General features: G+C 64.1%; 20 protein-coding genes. 11 read left to right on the top strand and 9 right to left on the bottom strand.

All coding sequences use genetic code 11. The features are described from left to right. The first annotated feature begins 36 nt into the window (after nucleotides 1-36). Nucleotides 37-681: a GNAT family N-acetyltransferase gene (locus ACUYMZ_RS07310; protein ID WP_442423498.1), complete on the top strand. Its 645-nt coding sequence runs from the start codon at nucleotides 37-39 to the stop codon at nucleotides 679-681. Nucleotides 682-743: 62 nt separating this feature from the next. Here the strand turns inward: ACUYMZ_RS07310 and ACUYMZ_RS07305 are convergent, their stop codons facing one another. Together ACUYMZ_RS07305 and ACUYMZ_RS07300 are read right to left on the bottom strand one after the other, a co-directional pair. Next, nucleotides 744-2,135, bottom strand: a complete 1,392-nt coding sequence (locus ACUYMZ_RS07305) for a PhoH family protein (protein WP_426006493.1) — start codon at nucleotides 2,133-2,135, stop codon at nucleotides 744-746. Nucleotides 2,136-2,390: 255 nt separating this feature from the next. Further along, nucleotides 2,391-3,152 (bottom strand): isoprenyl transferase, encoded by a 762-nt coding sequence (locus ACUYMZ_RS07300; RefSeq protein WP_481602593.1) that lies wholly within the window; start codon nucleotides 3,150-3,152, stop codon nucleotides 2,391-2,393. Nucleotides 3,153-3,305: 153 nt separating this feature from the next. On the opposite strand from ACUYMZ_RS07300, the gene trhA reads away from it, so the two are divergent. Beyond that, nucleotides 3,306-3,959: a PAQR family membrane homeostasis protein TrhA gene (trhA, locus tag ACUYMZ_RS07295; RefSeq protein WP_481602592.1), complete on the top strand. Its 654-nt coding sequence runs from the start codon at nucleotides 3,306-3,308 to the stop codon at nucleotides 3,957-3,959. A gap of 156 nt (nucleotides 3,960-4,115) precedes the next feature. On the opposite strand, the gene ACUYMZ_RS07290 is transcribed toward trhA, so the two are convergent. Next, the gene (locus tag ACUYMZ_RS07290) at nucleotides 4,116-4,394 is read right to left on the bottom strand and encodes a hypothetical protein (protein WP_442423500.1); all 279 of its coding nucleotides are present in this window, start codon (nucleotides 4,392-4,394) and stop codon (nucleotides 4,116-4,118) included. A gap of 104 nt (nucleotides 4,395-4,498) precedes the next feature. Beyond that, nucleotides 4,499-5,404, bottom strand: coding sequence for a mycothiol conjugate amidase Mca (mca, locus tag ACUYMZ_RS07285; protein ID WP_442423501.1), 906 nt, complete (start codon nucleotides 5,402-5,404; stop codon nucleotides 4,499-4,501). 75 nt (nucleotides 5,405-5,479) lie between these two features. Here mca and ACUYMZ_RS07280 point away from each other — a divergent pair, with 75 nt between their 5' ends. Together ACUYMZ_RS07280 and greA are read left to right on the top strand one after the other, a co-directional pair. Further along, nucleotides 5,480-5,938, top strand: a complete 459-nt coding sequence (locus tag ACUYMZ_RS07280) for a DUF4307 domain-containing protein (protein ID WP_481602591.1) — start codon at nucleotides 5,480-5,482, stop codon at nucleotides 5,936-5,938. Nucleotides 5,939-6,089: 151 nt separating this feature from the next. Continuing rightward, nucleotides 6,090-6,584 (top strand): transcription elongation factor GreA, encoded by a 495-nt coding sequence (greA, locus tag ACUYMZ_RS07275; RefSeq protein ID WP_426006482.1) that lies wholly within the window; start codon nucleotides 6,090-6,092, stop codon nucleotides 6,582-6,584. A gap of 120 nt (nucleotides 6,585-6,704) precedes the next feature. On the opposite strand, the gene ACUYMZ_RS07270 is transcribed toward greA, so the two are convergent. The 4 genes from ACUYMZ_RS07270 to ACUYMZ_RS07255 form a co-directional block, all read right to left on the bottom strand. Then, entirely contained in the window at nucleotides 6,705-7,343 is a 639-nt protein-coding gene (locus ACUYMZ_RS07270) for a rhomboid family intramembrane serine protease (protein ID WP_442423503.1), read from the bottom strand. A 51-nt stretch (nucleotides 7,344-7,394) separates the two neighbouring features. Continuing rightward, entirely contained in the window at nucleotides 7,395-8,633 is a 1,239-nt protein-coding gene (ilvA, locus tag ACUYMZ_RS07265; RefSeq protein WP_481602590.1) for a threonine ammonia-lyase, read from the bottom strand. Between the two features lie 3 nt (nucleotides 8,634-8,636). Beyond that, nucleotides 8,637-9,917: an AI-2E family transporter gene (locus ACUYMZ_RS07260; RefSeq protein WP_426006478.1), complete on the bottom strand. Its 1,281-nt coding sequence runs from the start codon at nucleotides 9,915-9,917 to the stop codon at nucleotides 8,637-8,639. Between the two features lie 64 nt (nucleotides 9,918-9,981). Beyond that, nucleotides 9,982-10,932, bottom strand: a complete 951-nt coding sequence (locus tag ACUYMZ_RS07255) for an aldose 1-epimerase family protein (protein ID WP_481602589.1) — start codon at nucleotides 10,930-10,932, stop codon at nucleotides 9,982-9,984. A gap of 101 nt (nucleotides 10,933-11,033) precedes the next feature. Between ACUYMZ_RS07255 and galT the strand changes: the two genes are divergently transcribed. From galT to ACUYMZ_RS07240, 3 genes are all read left to right on the top strand, one after another. Further along, entirely contained in the window at nucleotides 11,034-12,185 is a 1,152-nt protein-coding gene (gene galT, locus ACUYMZ_RS07250; protein ID WP_481602588.1) for a galactose-1-phosphate uridylyltransferase, read from the top strand. Then, nucleotides 12,182-13,342: a galactokinase gene (gene galK / locus ACUYMZ_RS07245; RefSeq protein WP_481602587.1), complete on the top strand. Its 1,161-nt coding sequence runs from the start codon at nucleotides 12,182-12,184 to the stop codon at nucleotides 13,340-13,342. Before galT ends, galK begins: the two co-directional genes overlap by 4 nt. A 66-nt stretch (nucleotides 13,343-13,408) precedes the next feature. Beyond that, the gene (locus tag ACUYMZ_RS07240; protein ID WP_481602586.1) at nucleotides 13,409-14,647 is read left to right on the top strand and encodes an acetyl-CoA C-acetyltransferase; all 1,239 of its coding nucleotides are present in this window, start codon (nucleotides 13,409-13,411) and stop codon (nucleotides 14,645-14,647) included. A 66-nt stretch (nucleotides 14,648-14,713) separates the two neighbouring features. On the opposite strand, the gene ACUYMZ_RS07235 is transcribed toward ACUYMZ_RS07240, so the two are convergent. After that, entirely contained in the window at nucleotides 14,714-15,625 is a 912-nt protein-coding gene (locus ACUYMZ_RS07235; protein ID WP_426006473.1) for a Bax inhibitor-1/YccA family protein, read from the bottom strand. A gap of 309 nt (nucleotides 15,626-15,934) precedes the next feature. Here ACUYMZ_RS07235 and ACUYMZ_RS07230 point away from each other — a divergent pair, with 309 nt between their 5' ends. The 4 genes from ACUYMZ_RS07230 to ACUYMZ_RS07215 are packed head-to-tail and all read left to right on the top strand — an operon-like array spanning nucleotide 15,935 to nucleotide 20,084. After that, nucleotides 15,935-17,332 carry a branched-chain amino acid ABC transporter permease gene (locus ACUYMZ_RS07230; protein WP_426006472.1) on the top strand — a complete coding sequence of 466 codons (1,398 nt, stop codon included), beginning with the start codon at nucleotides 15,935-15,937 and terminating at the stop codon, nucleotides 17,330-17,332. Between the two features lie 9 nt (nucleotides 17,333-17,341). Beyond that, the gene (locus ACUYMZ_RS07225) at nucleotides 17,342-18,310 is read left to right on the top strand and encodes a branched-chain amino acid ABC transporter permease (RefSeq protein ID WP_426006471.1); all 969 of its coding nucleotides are present in this window, start codon (nucleotides 17,342-17,344) and stop codon (nucleotides 18,308-18,310) included. Beyond that, entirely contained in the window at nucleotides 18,307-19,314 is a 1,008-nt protein-coding gene (locus tag ACUYMZ_RS07220; RefSeq protein WP_442423505.1) for an ABC transporter ATP-binding protein, read from the top strand. The genes ACUYMZ_RS07225 and ACUYMZ_RS07220 overlap by 4 nt, the downstream gene beginning before the upstream one ends. Further along, nucleotides 19,311-20,084, top strand: a complete 774-nt coding sequence (locus ACUYMZ_RS07215) for an ABC transporter ATP-binding protein (protein ID WP_426006469.1) — start codon at nucleotides 19,311-19,313, stop codon at nucleotides 20,082-20,084. Before ACUYMZ_RS07220 ends, ACUYMZ_RS07215 begins: the two co-directional genes overlap by 4 nt. The last annotated feature ends 260 nt before the right edge of the window (nucleotides 20,085-20,344 follow it).

Below are 20,344 nucleotides of genomic sequence, written 5' to 3'. Positions count from 1 at the left end.
CCACGGGCCTCGCCCAACTGCGGCTAGACTACGGCGATGACATCACTGGCAGACATCTGGCCCCCCTTCGGACTTACCCTCGCTACCCCGCGGTTGGTTCTTCGCCCGATTCTCGACGCCGACATCCCGGCTGCGGTTGCTGCGGCAAGGTCAGGCATCCACGAACCAGGCAGGAACCCGTTCAGCACCCCATGGTCCGAGCTACCCAACGACGAACTGGCCCCAAACATGGCCCAGTGGTATTGGCGCTGCCGGGCGGGATTCACGCCCGACGACTGGACGCTCCTCCTCGGCGTTTGGCAGGACGATGAATTCCTGGGCGTGCAGGACATCGCAGCCAGGAACTTCGGTGTCCTCAAGACGGTCCGCACGGGCTCCTGGTTGAAGCAAGCGGCACAAGGCCGCGGCGTCGGCACGGAGATGCGTGCCGCCGTCGTCGGCTACGCGTTCGATTACCTGCAAGCGGAAGTGGCCGAGTCGGAAGCCGCAGTGTGGAACAAGCAATCCCTCGGCGTCTCCACCACCCTGGGCTACGAACCCAACGGGACCGTCCGCCACACTTGGGGCGCCACAGTGGAAGAAGTCCAAAAGGTCCGCCTCATACCCACCACCTTCAAACGCCCCGACTGGACCCTCACAGTCCAAGGCCACGAAGGGCTGAAATCGTATCTGGGACTCTGACCTGCGACACGACGGACCCGGCCGCGGCTTGCTCTGGTGAACAAGCCGCGGCAGTACCCCTCTTAGATTTCTGCCCCTTCAAGCAACTCCGTCACCAGGGCCGCAATCGGAGACCTCTCGGAACGCGTCAGCGTGATGTGGCCGAACAGCGGATGTCCCTTCAGCGTCTCGACGACGGCCGCCACACCGTCGTGCCTGCCGACCCTGAGGTTGTCACGCTGGGCGACGTCGTGGGTGAGGACGATCTTGGAGTTCTGTCCGATCCGGCTCATGACAGTCAGGAGGACGTTCTTTTCCAGGGACTGTGCCTCGTCCACGATCACGAAGGCGTCGTGGAGCGAGCGCCCGCGGATATGGGTGAGCGGCAGGACTTCCAGCATGCCGCGGTCCATGACTTCCTCAACAACCTCCTGGCTGACCAATGCACCCAGGGTGTCGAAGACCGCCTGGGCCCAGGGGTTCATCTTTTCGGCTTCGGATCCCGGCAGGTAGCCGAGTTCCTGGCCGCCCACGGCGTAGAGGGGCCGGAAGACCACTACCTTGCGGTGTTCGCGGCGTTCCAGGACGGCCTCGAGGCCGGCGCAGAGTGCGAGCGCCGACTTGCCCGTTCCCGCGCGACCGCCGATCGAGACGATGCCTACGGAAGGGTCCATGAGGAGGTCAATGGCCAGGCGCTGTTCGGCTGAGCGACCGTGGAGACCGAAGACATCCCGGTCGCCTTTGACGAGCCGCACCTGCTTGTCGGAGCCAACCCGGCCAAGGGCCGATCCGCGGTTGGAGAGCAGCACGAGCCCTGTATTGACGGGCAGTTCTGCTGCAGCGGGGATGAAGACGGGTTCGTGGCCGTAGAGGGTGGTGATCTCGCCTTCTGTGGCCTCCACTTCGGCCATGCCGGTCCAGCCGGAGTCTTTGACGAGTTCGTTGCGGTATTCATCGGCATGCAGGCCCATGGCTGAGGCTTTGACGCGCATGGGAAGGTCTTTGGAAACAACAGTGACGTTGTGGCCTTCATTGGCCAGGTTCTTCGCGACGGCCAGGATACGGCTGTCGTTGTCACCGCCACGGAACCCTGCCGGCAGGACGTCCGGCGAGATATGGTTCAGCTCCACCCTGAGCAGACCACCCTCGGTTCCTATGGGTATGGCGTGGTTCAGACCGCCGTGTTCCGTACGGAGATCGTCCAGGAGTCGCAGGGCCTTCCGGGCAAAGTAGCCAAGTTCGGGGTCGTGCCGTTTGCCTTCCAGTTCGCTGATGACCACGATCGGCACGATCACCTCGTGTTCGGCGAAACGCAGCAAGGCGTTTGGATCCGAGAGGAGGACGGACGTGTCGATCACGTAACTGCGGCCAGCAGCGGACGCGCCGGTCCGCTTCGCTTGTGTGGCCCGCTTGCGAGAGGTAGCTGCACTTTCCCCGTCGGAAACCATTGCGGGCAGTTGCTCAGAAATAGCCACATCGACTCCAGCCCCGGGCGGTTGCCCGGCTTTATGGTGAAGCGGCTCGGCCGGAAGGCCGGGCGTGGCCTCCCCTGTAACTGGTGCGCTGATCCGCTCCATCTACTGGCCTCCCCGATCAGCGGGCGGTTTTGCCTGCTGATGGGATTAACGTAATCCTGACCACATGCATTTCCGCAATCATCGGGCGGCAAGTCGCGTGACGGGTGTGTGAATTCCACGTAAACCACGCCGCCGGTGGGCGGTGGCGGTGGTTCAGGATCCGAAGCGCCGTTGGCGGCCCGCGTAGTCCCGCAAGGCGCGGAGGAAGTCCACCTTGCGGAATGCCGGCCACAGGGCTTCGCAGAAGTAGAACTCGCTGTACGCGCTTTGCCACATGAGGAAGCCGGAAAGCCGTTGCTCGCCCGATGTGCGGATCACGAGGTCGGGATCGGGCTGGCCGCGGGTGTAGAGGAAGCGGGAGATGTCGTCCACTGAGAGCTCGTCGGCGACCTCGGTGATGCTTCTGCCCTTTGCTGCCGCATCGTGGAGCAGCTCGCGCACGGCATCAACGATTTCGCGACGGCCACCATAACCGACGGCCACGTTGACGTGGATTTTCTCGTGGACCGGAGTGCGCGCAGTGAGTTTGTTGAGCCGCTCGGCGAGGTAGTCGGGCAGGAGTTCGGGGACGCCCATGGCGTGGACGGAAATGTCTTCGTTCTCGTCCAGGCGGTCCATGGTGTTGGCGATGATCCCCATCAGCAGGTCCAGTTCTTCGCCGGACCTGTTCATGTTGTCGGTAGACAGCATGTAGAGGGTGACCACTTTGACGCCCAGTTCCTGGCACCAGCCAAGGAATTCGTGGATCTTGTCCGCCCCCGCCTGGTGGCCCTGGCTGGTGGGAGCGTTGAACTGGCGGGCCCAGCGGCGGTTGCCGTCCACCATGACGCCTATGTGCCTGGGGATCTTGTCCTGCTTGAGGGACTGCAGGAGCTGGCGTTCGTAGAAGCCATAGAGGAAACCGGGCAGTTCCACCGGACTCTCACCTGACTTCCTTCTGTGTACGACGACGGCGCACATCCAAGGCTACCTTCCCCAACCGTCCGGCTGCTGCAGCCGAACCCTGATGAGCAGGGAAATTTGAGCTACCAGTCAGTAACTTACCGAACCGTAGGTTACTCTTTAACAATGGCCGAACTGCTCGTCACCAAGCCCCTTTGGCGTGGATGGATCCATGCCGTGGCCACACCTTTCGCGTTGGCTGCAGGCATTGTCCTGGTTGCCCTCGCTCCTACGGCGGACCGGAAAATCACCTCCGCCGTCTATGCCCTGACGGGGATCCTCCTCTTCGGCGTCAGCGCGGTCTACCACCGCGGCAACTGGAGCCCCAAGGTCCGTATGGTGCTCAAGAGGCTGGACCACACCAACATCATGCTGGTCATCGCAGGAAGCTACACTCCCCTGGCGTGGCCGCTCCTGGAACGCTCCCAGGCTGTGACGCTGCTGTGGCTCATCTGGTCCGGGGCGATCGTCGGCGTCCTCTTCCGCATCATCTGGACCCACGCGCCCCGGTGGTTGTACGTGCCTGTCTACGTGGCCCTTGGCTGCGGCGCCCTGTTTTACCTTCCGCAGTTTTTCGCCGCCAACGCTCCCGCAGCGGTCCTCATCTGCGTGGGCGGTGCCCTCTACATCGCCGGTGCGGTGTTCTATGGCATCAAGCGGCCGAATTTCAGCATGAAACACTTCGGCTTCCACGAACTCTTCCACGCCTTCACCGTGCTGGCCTTCACGGCACACTTCATAGCGATCATGATGGCCGTACTCAGTCCAGGCCCGATTTAGGACTCCAACGCCGGTATCCGCGCAAGCCCGGCCTCAAGCTCCGCAACGGTACCGGGCTCGCTCCAGCCGGCCACCCGCCGTCGTCATCAGCCTGGACGGCAACCACCGGGCCGGCCCAGGACGTTTTCAGCCCCGGGCCAGCGGTTTCCGTTCCCCTCAGCGGGTCCCGGTTCCGGCATCGCCGTTCTCATCCGCAGCGTCCCCGGCATCAGCCTGGGCGGCAAGGCGGGCCTCTTCCACTTGGGCGCGGTACCGCACCCGGCGGATACGGCGCACCATGTCCACGATCAGGAACGTCGTGAGGATCACGATGAAGGCCGTCAGCACGAAGCCCCAGGTACCGGGCGTCACCTGGTCCTCGGACAGGCCGGGCCGCAGCGAAGGTGTCGGCGCCGGCGACGGGCTGACAGACAGGGCGAGGAGCAAGTGGTGCACGTTGAAACCTTCTATGGGAGCTGATGCAAGCCGGCTGGCCTCATCCGGAGCCCGCAGCAGCAGCCGGCAGGCAACTTCTACGAACGATAGAAACTAGCTGGTACCTATCTTATCCCCGCAAAGAGATCCTTTTCAGGCAACTCCGACTCCACTGTGGACTTGACCAGCGTGTAGTCCTCCCACGGCCATGCCGTTCGCTGCAGGTCCGGAGAAACAGCAAAGAAGAAACCGACAGGATCGATCTGGGTCCGGTGGGCGCGCAGGGCGTCGTCGCGCACTTCGAAGAAATCGCCGCAGTCCACCTGCGTGGTGGTCTGGTGTCCGGGGGGCGGCGCTGTGTGGCCTTCGGCATCGGCCTCGAGCCAGGCGGCCAGGCGCTCCGCGTAGGGCGACTGCAGGCCTGCTTCCTCCAAGGCGAAGTGGAGTGCACGGAACCGTTCCGGACTGAAGGCACGGTCGTAGTAGAGCTTGCTGGGCGCCCAGGGCTCTCCTGTACCTGGATACCGGTCCCGGTCACCAGCGGCTTCGAAGGCCTCGACGGCTACTTTATGGGCCATGATGTGATCCGGGTGCGGATACCCGCCGTTTTCGTCGTAGCTGATGATCACGTGCGGTTTGAAGTCACGAACCAGGCGGACCAGGGGTGCCGCGGCGCGTTCCAACGGCTGCAGCGCGAAGCAGCCGGCAGGCAGCGGCGGAAGCGGATCGCCCTCCGGCAGCCCCGAATCCACAAAACCGAGCCAGCGCTGGCGGATACCCAGTACCGCGGCCGCATTGGCCATCTCCAGGCGGCGGGCGCCGGCCATGTCCCGTTTGGGATGCGGGGCATCCTCCATGGCAGGGTTCTGGATGTCACCGCGGGAGCCGTCCGTGCACGTTGCCACCATGACGTCCACACCGTTGGCGGCGTACATCGCCATGGTGGCTGCACCCTTGCTGGACTCGTCGTCCGGATGGGCGTGGACGGCGAGCAGGCGCAACTGCTGATCGGAACTGCTGGACGCTGTCACGTGACGGCTCCTCTTTCATGAACGGTGCTGAAAAGGCTGTGCGGGAGATACCGGGATCCGCACTAAACTGGATGGGTGACTTCAGAGGACCTATCGGCCACCGAACTTCCGGCAAGCAACAGCCTAGCCAATCGCTACGGCGGCCAAAAGCGCGGCATGGCACGGAAGACCAAGCGGAACATCGTCATTGCCGCCTTGGTCTTGGGCATCGGCTTCGCGGCCTATGTGGCCACGGGTTCGGCGCAGGCTCCGGTCACGTTCAAGGACATCGGCTACAGCACCATCGACGGCACCCAGGCCGAGGTGGACTACCAGGTCACCAAGTACCCGGGCGCCACTGCCAAGTGCGCCGTGAAAGCCATGGATTCCAAGTTCGCCGTGGTGGGATGGAAGGTCGTGGAGGTCGGCCCGAACCAGCCGGAGGAAAACGCCGACGGCGGCCGGACCACCGCCCAGCGCACGGTCCTGAGGACCGAATCACCTGCTGTTTCCGGTGTGGTGGACAGCTGCTGGATCGTGGACAGCGGCAAATAGCGCCCCATGTGATGTGCAACTCAACCGGTTTGGGTTCATCCAAAGGATTTACTACAATGGATGAAACCTTCACCCCGTTAAGTTGGTTACTGAGTTTCAGAGTGGCCACCTCGGCGGGGTCTTTTGCTTGTCAGATCAAGAGGAGAAATCCGTGTCTACCACCAACGGCGCCACTGCAGCTTGGCTTACCCAGGAAGCTTTCGACCGCTTGAAGGCTGAGCTGGACCACCTTTCCGGCGCTGGCCGGGCGGAAATTGTCCAGAAGATCGATGCCGCACGCCAGGAAGGCGACCTCAAGGAAAACGGCGGCTACCACGCAGCCAAGGAAGAGCAGGGCAAGATCGAAGCCCGCATCCGCCAGCTCACCGTGCTGCTCCGCGATGCCCAGGTGGGAGAATCCCCCGCAGACGACGGAATCGTTGAGCCCGGCATGCTGGTGGTTGCCCGCATCGCTGGAGACGAAGAGAAGTTCCTTCTGGGTTCCCGCGAAATTGCCGGCGATTCAGACATCGACGTCTTCAGCGAGAAGTCGCCGCTGGGCGCTGCCATCATGGGCCACAAGGAGGGCGACAAGCTGAGCTACACCGCCCCCAACGGCAAGGAAATCCCGGTGGAGATCGTCTCCGCCAAGCCGTACGTCGGCTAAGACGCCCCACAAAAACGCCGGCCATCCGTTCACGGATGGCCGGCGTTTTGCGTACCCGGCTCCCCCAACTGGGTAGCATTTGTGCGCGTTTTGAGCTCCCAAAACGCGCACAAATGCGACCTAGTTGGGTGAGCGTGGGATGGAGGAGTTGTTCGTTGGGTTCTTCGGGCGCAGGAGTATCGCTGCCACGATGCCGCCGATCGCCCCACCCAGATGGGCCTGCCAGGACACGAATCCCATGACGGTGGGAAGCACCCCGAAAAGGATGCTGCCGTAGGCCATGAAGAGCACCACGGAGAGCAGGATCTGCCACCAGTTGCGGTTGAAGAAGCCGCGGACCAGCAGGAAGGCGAACAGTCCGAACACCAGCCCGGACGCTCCCACGGTGACTCCTCCCCCGCCGATCAGCCAGACGGTCAGTCCGGAGCCAAGCCAGCTGAAGGCCAGCGCCGTCAGGAACACCCGCGCGCCTGCGAGGAATACCAGGAATCCGAAGATGATGAGCGGGAGCGTGTTGGAGAGCAGGTGGTTAAGGTTGGCATGCAGGAGGGGGAACGTCAGGATGTCCAGCACACCGTCCACGTTGCGCGGCCTCAAACCGAAGGTGCGGTTGAGGCCGTGCATCATGAGGGTGTTCAGGAACTCGATGACGTACAGGAGGATGACGAATCCACCCATGAACAGCAGCCCGCCCTTGGCCCGCGCAGCGAGCGTCTCCTTGGACGCGGCTTTGGAGCCGTCAGGTGTTTCGAGGACCATGCCTTCCCCCTTGCATCAGTGGCATCAACGGACCGGATGTTCTCCTGGCTTTCAGTGAACAACGATTGGCTGGAAGCCTTCTGCACGCAGGGCGCCGAGAACCTGCTCACCGTGTTCATGGCCTTTGGTTTCCAGGTTGATGGTGATCGAGACATCGCCCATGCTGATCGACCCGCCCAGGCGGGTGTGGTCCAGCCCCGTGACGTTCGCGTCGTTTTCAGCGATGATGCGGGCGATCGTCGCCAGCGACCCGGGGCGGTCGTCCAGCATCATGCGCACGGTCATGAACCGGCCTGCGGCCGACAGACCGCGCTGGATGACTTTCAGCATGAGCATGGGATCGATGTTGCCGCCGGAGAGCACGACGGCGGTGTTCCCCGGGTTTTCGATCTTGCCGTCCATGAGTGCGGCTACTCCAACGGCACCAGCGGGCTCGACCACCATCTTGGCGCGCTCGAGCAGGAAGATCAGCGCCCGCGCCAGTGAATCTTCGCTCACGGTCACGACATCGTCCACTAGTTCACGGATGATGCTGAACGGGAGCTGTCCCGGACGGCCGACCGCGATGCCGTCGGCCATGGTCGAGACTTTCTTCAGCGGCACCAAGGCGTCGGCGGCCAGCGACGGCGGGTACGCGGCAGCATTCTCCGCCTGCACGCCGATCACCCGGATCTCGCGGCCCAACTCCTTGGCCTTCTCTTTGATGGCCACCGCAACACCGGCCAGCAGCCCGCCGCCGCCCACTCCCATCAGGATCGTGTCCACGTTGGGGACCTGCTCCAGGATTTCCAGGCCTATGGTGCCCTGCCCTGCCACGACGTCCACGTTGTCGAAGGGATGGACGAACACGGCACCGGTTTCATCCGCATACCGCTGGGCCTCGGCCAGGGCTTCGTCCACGTTGTGGCCGTGGAGGACAACCTCGGCGCCGTGGCTGCGGGTTGCTGCCAGCTTGGGGAGGGCAACACCAAGCGGCATGTAGATGCGTGCGTTGATGCCCAGGCTCTTGGCCGCCACCGCGACGCCCTGGGCGTGGTTGCCGGCGGAGGCGGCAACCACTCCACGCTTCTTTTCTGCGTCAGACAACCGGGCCATCCGCACATAGGCGCCGCGGACCTTGAAGGAACCGGCCCGCTGCAGGTTCTCGCACTTGAAAAAGACATTGCCGCCCACGAGGCTGCCCAAGGCTCGGGACGACTCCACCGGAGTCTTGGTAATAATGCCCTCGAGCAGCTCCTGCGCCTTGAGGACATCGTCCAGCGTGACGGGCAGGGTTTCGAGGGTATTCACGGACTATTCTCCTTTGTTGGTGTCGGCCGCCGGCTGCCCCGTAGTGGAGCTGCCGGATGCCTTGGTGTTACGGGCGGCGCTCTTGGCGCCGGCGGATTCGGCCCCGGGGAGCCTGGCTTCCTTGAAGTTGGAATCTCCGTCGGGTCCGGGCGAACCGGCGGCAGTTGGGGATTCCGCCGCGCCCAATCCTTCATCATGTTCCCACGTCCGGCCCGCAATGTACCGAACGGCCGTGTTTGCTACGGCGAGCAGCGGCACCGCAAAGAGGGCGCCGGGGATCCCCGCGAGGTAAGATCCGGCCGCCACCGTCAGGATGACCGCCACAGGGTGCAGCGCCACAGCCTTGCCCATGACCAGGGGTTGGAGGATGTGGCTTTCGAGCTGCTGGACCAGCAGGACGATGGCGAGCATGATCAGCGCGTTGATGGGTCCATTGGCCACGAGTGCGAGCAGAACGGCGATGGCTCCCGTGACCAGCGCACCCACCACGGGGATGAAGGAGCCGATGAAAACGAGCACTGCAAGGGGCAGCGCCAGGGGCACCTGGATGATGGCTGCTCCCACGCCGATGCCAACTGCGTCCACGAAGGCCACGAACATCTGGATGCGGACGTAATTGACCATGGAGGTCCAGCCGCGCCGGCCTGCTCCGTCTGCCGCCCGGCGTGCTGCCTTGGGCAGAAGCCTCACAATGAACGCCCAGATGCGGCTGCCTTCGAGCAGGAAGAAGATCAGGATGAACAGCGCCAGGACCAGGCCGGCGGCGAAGTGGCCGGCCGTGCTCCCAAAGGACAACGCGCCGCTGAGGATGCTGCTGCTGTTGTCCTGGAGGGCTGCCGCGGCATCGGAGATGTATTGGTCGATCTGGTCCGCGGTCAGGTGCAGGGGGCCGTCCGCGAGCCAGGCCTGGATCTGTTGGATTCCGGCAAGGGCCTCATGCCACAGCTCTCCGAAGCCCGAGATCAGCTGCCTGCCCACCAGGGCCAGGGCACCGGAGATGACGCCGATGAAGGCCAACACCGTTATGGCCACAGCCAGTCCATTCGGGACCCCGCGGTTCCGCAGCCAGGCCACCACCGGATACAGGAGGCCGGCCAGCAGTGCGGCGACCATGACGGGGATGATGAGGAAGCTGACCTTGCCGAGGAGCCACACCAGGGCCCCGATCATGAGCAGGATCAGGCCTGCGCGCCAGGACCACGCCGCCGCGATCCGGACCCCGTAAGGGATGTCCTCTGCTATTTGGCGGTCAGAGCGCGGTTTGGCGTCAGGCATTGGCGTCATAAACCCATAATTCCGCAGGGCGCGCTGTATGGGAAACCGGAGCGCGCGCTACGGCCTCCGGGACCTAGACCGACGCCGTGATGCCCCACGCCATGGTGAAGGATTCTCCCGCCCCAAGCCACCGCAGCCCGTCCCCGCTGTTGAAGGCGTTGGCCGGTCCGGTCATGGGCTCGATGGCAACGGCCCGGGAGCGTCCAGGGAAGATATGGGAGACATACACGTGCACATAAGCGCAGTTCACATCCTGCTCCAGGCTGACGCTGCGGCCATCAGGTGCGGCCAGCGTATGGCGGGCGATACCGGCGTCGTACTCCAGGTCCGTCAGGGCGACGTCTACGTCAAGGTCGCCCACGCGGCTTCCCTTGGACAGATCGAAGAACCCGTCGGCTGGGGCGGTGCTGCGCGGGATGAGGCGGTCGTCTGCCACCAACCGCGTGGCGGCCTTGACCGTCAGGACCAAATCCTCGGGCGGTACGTCGCCCAACCTCAGGTACGGGTGGGCGCCGAGGACGAAGGGAGCTTTGTCCTGGGAGTCGTTGATCAGGGTCTGCCGCACCCGCAGGTCCAGGTTGGCGTCCACTTCGTAGCGAACCCGGTGTCGCACCAGGAACGGATAACCGTGCTGCGGGAACACGGTTGCCTCGAGGGTGACCGAGTGCTCTGATTCGTCCACCAGCGTGTAGCCGGTATTCCGCAGGAGGCCGTGGCTGGCATTGTTGTACTTGACCTCGGTGATATCGAGTTGCTGCTTCTTGCCCTCCAGCAACCAGGCGCCGTCCTCCACCCGGTTGGCCCAAGGAGCCAGCGTGATGCCGGTGGCGCCGGGTGGAATGTCGGCGTCGCCGTAGCTCTCGGTCAGTTGGACGCCATTGCGGGAATACAGGCGGAGGCCTGCAGCGAGCTCGGTCACGACGGCGAGCGCGTCGCCGCGGCGGAGTTCGAACTGGCGTCCGGTGGCGAAGCGCCGTGGCTCTGCGTGGTGGCCGGTTTCAGCGGAAGGTGAGGAAGCAGGCATGGGAACCACCGTACTGCATCTGTTGGCTTCCCTCCCCGGATTCAATGTTAAGTTTTGTGAGAATCTATGCGCTTTTGGGTGATTGTGGAATAATGGTCTGCATGACCCGCATTACCAGTACCCGCCTTGCGGACAGCCGCGAGCTGATCTACTTCGATGATCCAGGAACTCCGGAGCGCATGCCCGCCTCCTTGGCGGACCACCGCGACCTTCCCGTCCGCGGTGAGCCCGGCGAAGTCCGGTTCGATGCCTTGTCGGGTGAATGGGTGGCCATCGCCGCACATCGGCAGACCCGGACACACCTGCCGCCGGCCCATCAGTGCCCCATCTGCCCCACCACTGAGGAGAATCCGTCGGAGATCCCCGCCGCGGACTATGACGTGGTGGTTTTCGAGAACCGCTTCCCGTCACTGGGTCCGGCGGTTGGTGACATCCCGGTACCACCTCCCGCGGGAGGGTCCGGCCACGGGATCAAGGGTCCGGCCTTTGGCCGGTGCGAGGTCGTGGCTTTCACTCCCCGGCACACCGGTTCGTTCGCCGAGCTGGGGGAAACCCGCGCGCGGACAGTCATCGAAGCCTGGGCCCACCGCACGGAAGCACTGAGCGCCTTGCCGGGCATCCGCCAGGTTTTCCCGTTCGAAAACCGCGGCGCCGATATCGGCGTGACGCTCCACCATCCGCACGGCCAAATCTACGCCTACCCGTACGTGACACCGCGCGCTGCCACCTTGGGTGCTGTGGCCCGGAAGTACTACGACGACTCCGGCGCCAAAGAGACCCTGGGGGCCTCCCTCTTGAAGGCTGAGTGCGAAGACGGCAGCCGGATGGTCCTGGAAGCAACCCACTTCAGCGCCTACGTGCCGTTCGCTGCCCGGTGGCCCCTTGAAGTGCACCTGGTTCCGCACCGCAGCGTCCCGGACCTTGCAGCCCTGACGGGCGAAGAACGGGACGAACTCGCCCACGTCTACCTGGACCTGCTGAAGCGGCTGGACGCCCTTTACCCTACGCCGATGCCGTATATCTCCGCTTGGCACCAGGCACCCTTGGACCCGGCCCTCCGCCCTGCAGGCCAACTCCACCTTCAACTCACGTCCCCCCGCCGCGCAGCCGATAAACTCAAGTACCTCGCAGGGTCCGAGGCCGCCATGGGGGCGTTCATCAATGACACCACCCCGGAGGCCGTCGCGGACCGCCTGCGAAGCGTCGCGGCTCAAGCCCCTGTTTCCCAGACCCTGGAAGGCAGCCCAGCATGAGCACCACCACGGACACCAGCGCCCTCACCGCCCGTTTCCGGGAAACCTTTGGGTCGGCTCCCGACGGCGTGTGGCAGGCGCCGGGGCGCGTCAACCTGATAGGTGAACACACCGACTACAACGAGGGCTTCGTCCTGCCGTTCGCCATCGACAAGACGGCCAAGGTGGCCCTTCGGGTCAGAGATGATTCCAACGTCCGGTTGCTGTCCACATTCGGCGGGCACGGTGTGGTCGAGGCCGACCTCGCGGGGCTGGAACCGGGATCCGGCGAAGGCTGGGCCCGGTACCCCTTGGGGGTTGCGTGGGCGTTGCAGGAGCAAGGCATCGACATCCCCGGATTCGACCTCCTGCTGGATTCCGACGTGCCGCTGGGTGCCGGGCTGTCCTCTTCACACGCCATTGAATGCGCCGTCATCACCGCGCTGAACGAGATCAACGGAGCCGGTCTGGGTGCCGAGCAGCTGGTCATCGCCACCCAGCGGGCCGAGAACGTGTTCGTAGGAGCTCCCACCGGCATCATGGACCAATCGGCCTCGCTGCGCGGAGCCAAAGGGCACGCGGTGTTCCTGGACTGCCGGGACCAGCATGTGGAACTGGTGCCGTTCGACGCCGAGGCGTCCGGTTTGGTCCTGCTGGTGATCGACACGAAAGTCTCGCACTCCCACGCTGACGGCGGTTATGCTTCCCGCCGCGCGTCCTGTGAGCTGGGGGCAGAGGTACTGGGCGTCACGGCACTGCGCGACGTCGGACTGGAGGCTTTGGAAGATGCAGCAGGCCTGCTGGATGAGATCACGCTGAAGCGCGTCCGCCACGTTGTCACCGAGAACGATCGTGTCCTCCAAACCGTGGAAGCCCTGGCCGCCACCGGGCCGGCAAGCATCGGCGCGTTGCTGGATGCCAGCCATGTTTCCATGCGGGACGATTTCGAGATTTCCTGCCCTGAACTGGACATCGCCGTGGATACGGCCCGGGCCAATGGGGCCATCGGCGCACGGATGACTGGCGGCGGGTTCGGCGGCTCAGCCATCGCCCTGACCCCGGTGGGCAAGGAGCAACAGGTGCGTGACGCCGTCGTCGTGGCCTTCAGCGAGGCGGGGTTCATGGCACCGGACATCTTCACCGTGACTCCTGCGGCCGGCGCGTTGCGTCTTGCCTGAACGCCGCCGAGGCGTGCGTTCGGCATCCGCCCGGCGCCAGCCATGTGCCGGGCGTAAGCTGGGCCCATGACTGAGGCTGTGATCGTTTCCACTGCCAGAAGCCCGATCGGCAGGGCCTTCAAGGGCTCCCTCAAGGACGAACGCCCCGACGACCTCGCCACGGCCATGGTGCAGGCTGCCCTGGCCAAGCTCCCGGGGTTCGAGCCGGCCAGCGGCCCCGGGACCGGATTGGACGACATCCTGCTCGGCTGTGCGGAGCCCAGCGGGGAGGCCGGTTCCAACATGGCGCGGGTTGTTGCCGTGCTCGCAGGCCTTGACCGCGTTCCCGCTGCGACCGTCAACCGGTTCTGCGCGTCGAGCCTGCAAACATTGCGCATGGCCTTCCACGCGATCAAAGCAGGCGAAGCCCACGCCGTGGTGTCCGCAGGGGTGGAAAGTGTCTCCCGTTATAAAGACTGGGCCGGTGCCGGGGAAACCGACGCGGCCAACCATAACCCATTGTTCGGCGCGGCAGCACAGCGGACGGCGGCGCGGGCAGCGTCCAATATCCCTTGGACCGACCCCCGGCTTGGCGGGCGGTTGCCGGATATCTATATCTCCATGGGCCAGACCGCCGAGAACGTGGCCACGACGTATGGCATTTCCCGGCGGGAGCAGGACGAATGGGGTGTCACCAGTCAGAACCGGGCCGAGGCAGCCATCGCGTCCGGCTTCTACGCGCGGGACATCACCCCGTACACCCGCAAAGATGGCACTGTGGTGGATCGGGACGACTCCCCCAGGCCGGGCGTTACGTTGGAGGCGGTCTCGGCATTGCAGCCGGTGTTCCGTGCGGAAGGTACCGTCACCGCCGGGAATGCCTGCCCGTTGAACGATGGCGCCGCGGCTGTGGTGGTCATGAGTGAATCAAGGGCACGGGAACTGGAGCTCCAGCCCCTGGCGCGGATTGTGTCCACAGGCGTCAGTGCGCTCTCACCGGAGATCATGGGCCTGGGGCCGGTGGAGTCCACCCGCCGGGCCCTCGCCCTTGCCGGGCTGACCATGGAGGACATTGACCTGGTGGAACTCAACGAGGCTTTCGCCGTCCAGGTCATAGCGAGCGCACGCGAGCTGCAGATCGACCCGGAGAAGCTGAACGTCCACGGTGGTGCGATCGCTTTGGGGCATCCATTCGGGATGACCGGTGCGCGAATGGCCACCACGCTGCTCAATGGTCTCCAGGACCGCGACCAGACCCTGGGGCTGGCCACCTTGTGCGTTGGCGGTGGCCAGGGAATGGCGGTCGTGTTCGAGCGCTTGAGCTGAAGGGTCTCTTAACGGGACGCGCCCCGAAGGTTTCCCTTCGGGGCACGTGCAGCGGAACGGATGCCGTTAGTCGTCGCCGCGCAGGATCGCCAGCAGGCGGATGATTTCGACGTAGAGCCACACGAGGGTGACAGTCAGGCCGAAGGCAGCGGTCCAGGAGTAGCGCTCGGGAGCACCGGCGCGAACGCCTTCCTCAATGCTGGTGAAGTCCATGATCAGCGAGAACGCCGCCAGACCGATGGCCAGGATGCCGATGAAGACACCCAGCGGGATGCCCGCGATCTCGAAACTCGTGCGGAGGCCGAAAGGCTCCTGCACAGCACCGGTCCACATCATCACGAGGTTGATCAGCGCGAAGACTGCGTACCCGATGGTGGCGATCATGAAGAAGCGGATCATCTTGGGGGTGGCACGGACCTTGCCGCTCTTGAACAGCAGCAGCGTGACCCCAAAGACAGCCAAGGTGCCGATGACTGCCTGAAGGCCGACGCCCGGGAACATGCCGTCGAGAACGCGGGTGAGGCCACCCAGGAAGAGGCCCTCAAGGCCTGCGTAAGCAAGGATCAGGGCAGGCGACGGCTGCTTCTTGAACGTGTTGACCAGCGCCAGGACGAAACCGCCCAGCGCGCCGACGATCATGAGCATGGTAGCCAGGGCAGGAGCCACGAACAGGGTGACTGCGGCGCCGATGACCAGCACCACCAGGCACATGACGGTCTTCATGATGACGTCGTCGTAGGTCATGCGTCCGGTGTCCGCAGGACCTGCAGCCGGCTGGTTGTACATCTGCTGCAGCTGTTCGTGCGTCAGGTTCTGCTGCTGCGCCGCCCAGGCGGACTGGGCGTCCATGACCTGGCCGGGTGCCCGGCCTGGGACCTGGTTAAACTGCTGGCCGTACGGGTTCTGCGGAACAGGCGGCGCCTGTGTGGCTCCACGGAAATTCTTTCCGTTGAAGATCGGGTTTCCGCCAAGTGCCATTGCGGGTGTCCTCCTGAAAAAGGGCTAAGTGATAATTCACGGTACCAATTACCACGCGTTCAGGGCAGGGAAAGTTCCCCTGTTCACCCAGACGACACTGAACCGTGACACGACAGGCCCCTGCAGCCGTCGTAAGTCGCCCGCCTTCCCCCTCCGAAGGTTGCCTGTGACGCCACAGTTGTTATCTGATCGCTACCTTAGGGGCCCTGAAGTGGGGATTTTTTGTTCCCCCCGAGCGGTAACATAGGCCACACATGGGTGACCTAAGTCACAATCGCGGCATTTAGGCAAGAATTGTCCACGAAGCCCATGACCGTTCGCACCGGCTGCAATGGCGCTGCCGGGACCACCCCCACTGTGGAGGTTTCCATTTTGAGAAGCACACTGCGCGACCCGTCCATGAGACGGTCCAAGGGACTGCAGAGAGCTGTGGGCGCATTCTTCGCCGCCCTCATCGCCACTCTGCTGATCGCCGCACCGGCGGCGGAGGCAACCACCCCCTCGCCTTCGCCATCACCAACAACATTCCAGAACAACATCAGCGGGTTCCTCCGCGACGACGCCCGGGCACCGATCTCCGGCGTCAAGATCAAGGCCTCCGGAAACGGGTTCGAGGGTGAGGCAACCTCGGGCTCCAACGGCGCCTGGAACATCGGAGTACCGGTGCAGGGCACCTACACGATCGAGCTTGACACCTCTACCTTGCCGGAGGGAATCACGCTCGCCGAGGGCCAGGAGAACCCCAGGGATGTCACGTTCAGCCAGACATCCAACCTGTCCGTGATCTTCGCCTTCGGCAAAGGCATCGTGATCCAGCAACAGGACTTCGGACAAAACCTCCTCAACCGTCTGGTGGCCGGCCTCAGTTTCGGCTTGCTGCTGGCGCTGGCCTCAGTAGGCCTCTCCCTGATCTTTGGAACCACCGGCCTGACCAACTTCGCGCACGGTGAGATGGTCACGCTCGGCGCGGTGCTCGTGTTCCTGTTTAACGGCTTTGGCTTCCCCTTCTGGCTGGCCATCCTGTTGGCCCTGGTAGGCGGCGGGCTCTTCGGCTACGTCCAGGACGCCGGTCTCTGGCGCCCCCTGCGGCGCCGCGGTTCCGGCCTTGTCCCCATGATGATCGTCAGCATCGGCCTCGCACTGGCCATCCGCTACGTCATCCAGTTCTTCTTCGGTGGTGCAACCCAGCAACTGCCGGGCGCACAGAGCGCCGAGATCCAGATTGGACCGGTCTCCATCTCGCCCAACAACCTGTGGTCGCTCATCATCAGCGCCGTGGTCATTGGCCTGATCGGCTTCGTCCTCCTGAAGACACGCCTGGGCAAGGCAACCCGCGCCGTCGCCGACAACCCGGCCCTGGCGGCAGCGTCCGGCATCGACGTTGACTCGGTGATCCGGATTGTGTGGATCGTCGGCGGCGTCCTGGCTTCCCTCGGCGGCATCCTCTGGGCGTACTACCGGCCCGGCGTTACCTTCGACATGGGCTCCCAGATCCTGTTGCTCATCTTCGCGGGCGTCACCTTGGGCGGCCTCGGCACCGTGTTCGGTGCACTGATCGGTTCAATCGTCGTGGGCATCTTCGTGGAGTTGACCACCGTGTTCGGGCTGCCCGCCGACCTTAAATACGTTGGCGCCCTCTTCATCATGATCGTTGTCCTTCTGTTCCGGCCCCAGGGTATCCTCGGCCGGCGTGAGCGTGTGGGTTAGGAGCGGGCCATGGACTTCGGTTTTATTCTTTCCAGCGCCCTGGGCGAACTTTTCAGTCCAACGACGGCGGCCTACGCACTCGCCGCTTTGGGCCTCGCCGTCCACTTCGGCTACTCGGGCCTGCTGAACTTCGGCCAGGCAGGCTTCATGGCCGTGGGTGCCTACGGTTTCGCTATCTCGACATTGTCCTTCGAGGTGCCGTTCTTCATCGGCCTGCTCATCGCGGTGCTGTGTTCGGTGATTTTCGCCTTCATCCTCGGTATCCCCACCCTGCGGCTGCGGGCGGATTACCTGGCAATCGTCACCATCGCCGCCGCCGAAATCGTCCGGTACGTGGTCACCACCAACCAGCTGACCAGTGTCACGGGCTCGGCCAATGGCCTGGCGGCCTTCGAGGGCGGCTTCTACTCCATGAACCCGTTCCCTGAAGGCTCCTACATGGGCATGAACAACAGGGACTTCTTCATCCGTGTTGTCGGATGGGGCCTGGTCATCATCTGCTGTGTCCTGGTGTGGCTCCTGATGCGCAGCCCGTGGGGCCGTGTCCTGAAGGGCATCCGCGAAGACGAGAACGCCGTTCGGTCGCTCGGCAAGAACGTGTACTCCTACAAGATGCAGGCCCTGGTGATCGGCGGCGTGCTCGGCGCCCTGGCAGGCATGATCTTCACGCTCCCCCGCGGCGCGGTCCAGCCATCCAACTACGGCACGGAACTCACCTTCTTCCTCTGGACATGCCTCCTGCTGGGCGGCATGGCCACGGTCCTGGGTCCGGTGATCGGCGCCATGATCTTCTGGGTGGTTCTTTCCCTGACGCAGAGCGTGCTCTATGGACTCATTGAATCCGGAGCCATCACCTGGCTGACCACGGTACAGGCAGGCCAGTTGCGCTACATTCTGGTGGGCGTGGCCCTGATGCTCCTGATGATCTTCCGGCCGCAAGGCGTCTTCGGCAACAAGAAGGAGCTTGCTTTCACATGAGCGAGACCAACAGCGGGACCAACGGTCAAAACGCTGACACCATCGATTACATGACGGATAACCGTCCCATCGCCGTCGGGGACAACACCCCCGGCTGCAAGAAGCGCGACCCGATCGTCGTCGCGGAGAACGTCACCCGGTCCTTCGGCGGCATCAATGCCGTGGACGTGGAATACCTGGAGATTCCCCGCCACAAGATCACCGCCCTGATCGGCCCCAACGGCGCGGGCAAAACCACGTTGTTCAACCTGTTGACGGGCTTTGACACCCCCAACTCCGGCAAGTGGGAGTTCGAGGGCAACAGCCTGGCCGGTGTCTCCTCCTACAAGGTGGCCCGCATGGGCATGGTCCGGACGTTCCAGCTGACCAAGGTCATGGGCAAGCTGACCGTGATGGAGAACATGCGGCTCGGCGCAGCCAACCAGCCCGGCGAGCGCCTCTCCAAGGCATTGTTCAAAGGGATCTGGGGAGGACGCGAAAAGGAGATCACCGCCCAGGCGGACCTCCTGCTGGAGAAGTTCAAGCTGGACGCCAAGAAGGATGACTACGCTGCCTCCCTCTCGGGCGGGCAGCGCAAGCTCCTCGAAATGGCCCGCTCCCTCATGGTCCGCCCCAAGCTGGTCATGCTGGATGAGCCCATGGCGGGCGTGAACCCGGCACTGACCCAGTCGCTCCTGGACCACATCAAGAACCTCAAGGCCGAGGGCATGACCGTGCTGTTCGTCGAGCACGACATGAACATGGTCCGCCACATCGCCGACTGGGTGGTGGTCATGGCCGAGGGCAAGGTGGTGGCCGAAGGCCCGCCCGGTGAGGTCATGAAGAACCCCGCCGTCATCGATGCCTATCTCGGCGCCCACCATGACGTGGACCTCGGCGACGCTGAGGGCATCAAGGAACTCGAAGCCGAACTCGAGGCGGACGATGAGTCCGTGGTGGGCACCGAAGACGCCGGGATCCTGTCTACCGACATCACCGAGACCAAGCACGAGGGGGAAAAATGAGTGGAGCAAGCCCCATGGCTGCTGCCCCTTCAGCGGCTCCCGTTGGCGACGCCGTCGTCAAGGTCACCAACCTGGTGGCCGGGTACCTGCCGGGCGTGAACATCCTTAATGGCTGCAGCATCGAAGCCCGGAAGGGCGAACTGATCGGCATCATCGGCCCCAACGGCGCGGGTAAGTCCACGCTGCTGAAGGCCATGTTCGGTTTGGTGAAGATCCACTCCGGCACCGTGGTTGTCCGGGGCCAGGACCTGACCGGGCTGAAGGCCAACAAGCTGGTCACACAAGGCGTCGGCTTTGTTCCCCAGACGAACAACGTTTTCGCCACCCTGACCATCGAGGAAAACCTTCAGATGGGCATGTTCCAGCGGCCCAAAGCCTTCACGGAGCGCTTTGACTTTGTTGCCAGCCTCTTCCCCGAACTCGCCAAGCGCCGCGCACAACGGGCTGGGTCGCTGTCCGGTGGCGAGCGGCAGATGGTGGCCATGGGCCGGGCACTCATGATGGACCCTGCGGTCCTGTTGCTGGACGAACCGTCCGCAGGCCTCTCCCCCGTCAAGCAGGACGAGACTTTCCTGCGTGTCCACGAGATCAACCGGGCCGGAGTCTCCGTGATCATGGTGGAGCAGAACGCCCGCCGCTGCCTGCAGATCTGCGACCGGGGCTACGTCCTGGACCAAGGGAAGGATGCTTACACCGGCACCGGCCGTGAACTTATGAAGGACCCCAAGGTGATCCAGCTGTATCTGGGTACCCTCGCGGACGAAGTCTGACAAGTACGGCACAGCACTAGTTGGCCCCGGTTCAGCTTGCTGAGCCGGGGCCAACGTTTTGCTGGGCCCTCCCGCCCCCGTACCGCCACCACCCACTTCGAGCCCACACAGCCCCCCCAAAGCCCCGAAAACCCGGCGTGTCCACCCTGACCAGCCCCAAAGCAGGTGGCAGCCGCACACCCACCTCCCACAAGCGCAAACCCACGACGACGGCACTCACCCACGCGCCGCCGTCGAACCTCCCGCTCCAAGTGACAGAC

This window comes from Arthrobacter sp. T572 (genome assembly GCF_056780115.1).
This window is presented reverse-complemented; position numbering and strand designations above follow the sequence as displayed.

What these genes read in the sequence shown, in the direction of transcription:
- ACUYMZ_RS07310 (WP_442423498.1), top strand. Translation starts at nt 37, where the DNA reads ATGACATCACTGGCAGACATCTGGCCCCCCTTCGGACTTACCCTCGCT.
- trhA (WP_481602592.1), top strand. Translation starts at nt 3,306, where the DNA reads ATGGCCGAACTGCTCGTCACCAAGCCCCTTTGGCGTGGATGGATCCAT.
- ACUYMZ_RS07270 (WP_442423503.1), bottom strand. Translation starts at nt 7,343, where the DNA reads ATGGTCCTCGAAACACCTGACGGCTCCAAAGCCGCGTCCAAGGAGACG.
- ACUYMZ_RS07260 (WP_426006478.1), bottom strand. Translation starts at nt 9,917, where the DNA reads ATGACGCCAATGCCTGACGCCAAACCGCGCTCTGACCGCCAAATAGCA.
- ACUYMZ_RS07255 (WP_481602589.1), bottom strand. Translation starts at nt 10,932, where the DNA reads ATGCCTGCTTCCTCACCTTCCGCTGAAACCGGCCACCACGCAGAGCCA.
- galT (WP_481602588.1), top strand. Translation starts at nt 11,034, where the DNA reads ATGACCCGCATTACCAGTACCCGCCTTGCGGACAGCCGCGAGCTGATC.
- galK (WP_481602587.1), top strand. Translation starts at nt 12,182, where the DNA reads ATGAGCACCACCACGGACACCAGCGCCCTCACCGCCCGTTTCCGGGAA.
- ACUYMZ_RS07240 (WP_481602586.1), top strand. Translation starts at nt 13,409, where the DNA reads ATGACTGAGGCTGTGATCGTTTCCACTGCCAGAAGCCCGATCGGCAGG.
- ACUYMZ_RS07235 (WP_426006473.1), bottom strand. Translation starts at nt 15,625, where the DNA reads ATGGCACTTGGCGGAAACCCGATCTTCAACGGAAAGAATTTCCGTGGA.
- ACUYMZ_RS07230 (WP_426006472.1), top strand. Translation starts at nt 15,935, where the DNA reads ATGACCGTTCGCACCGGCTGCAATGGCGCTGCCGGGACCACCCCCACT.
- ACUYMZ_RS07225 (WP_426006471.1), top strand. Translation starts at nt 17,342, where the DNA reads ATGGACTTCGGTTTTATTCTTTCCAGCGCCCTGGGCGAACTTTTCAGT.
- ACUYMZ_RS07220 (WP_442423505.1), top strand. Translation starts at nt 18,307, where the DNA reads ATGAGCGAGACCAACAGCGGGACCAACGGTCAAAACGCTGACACCATC.
- ACUYMZ_RS07215 (WP_426006469.1), top strand. Translation starts at nt 19,311, where the DNA reads ATGAGTGGAGCAAGCCCCATGGCTGCTGCCCCTTCAGCGGCTCCCGTT.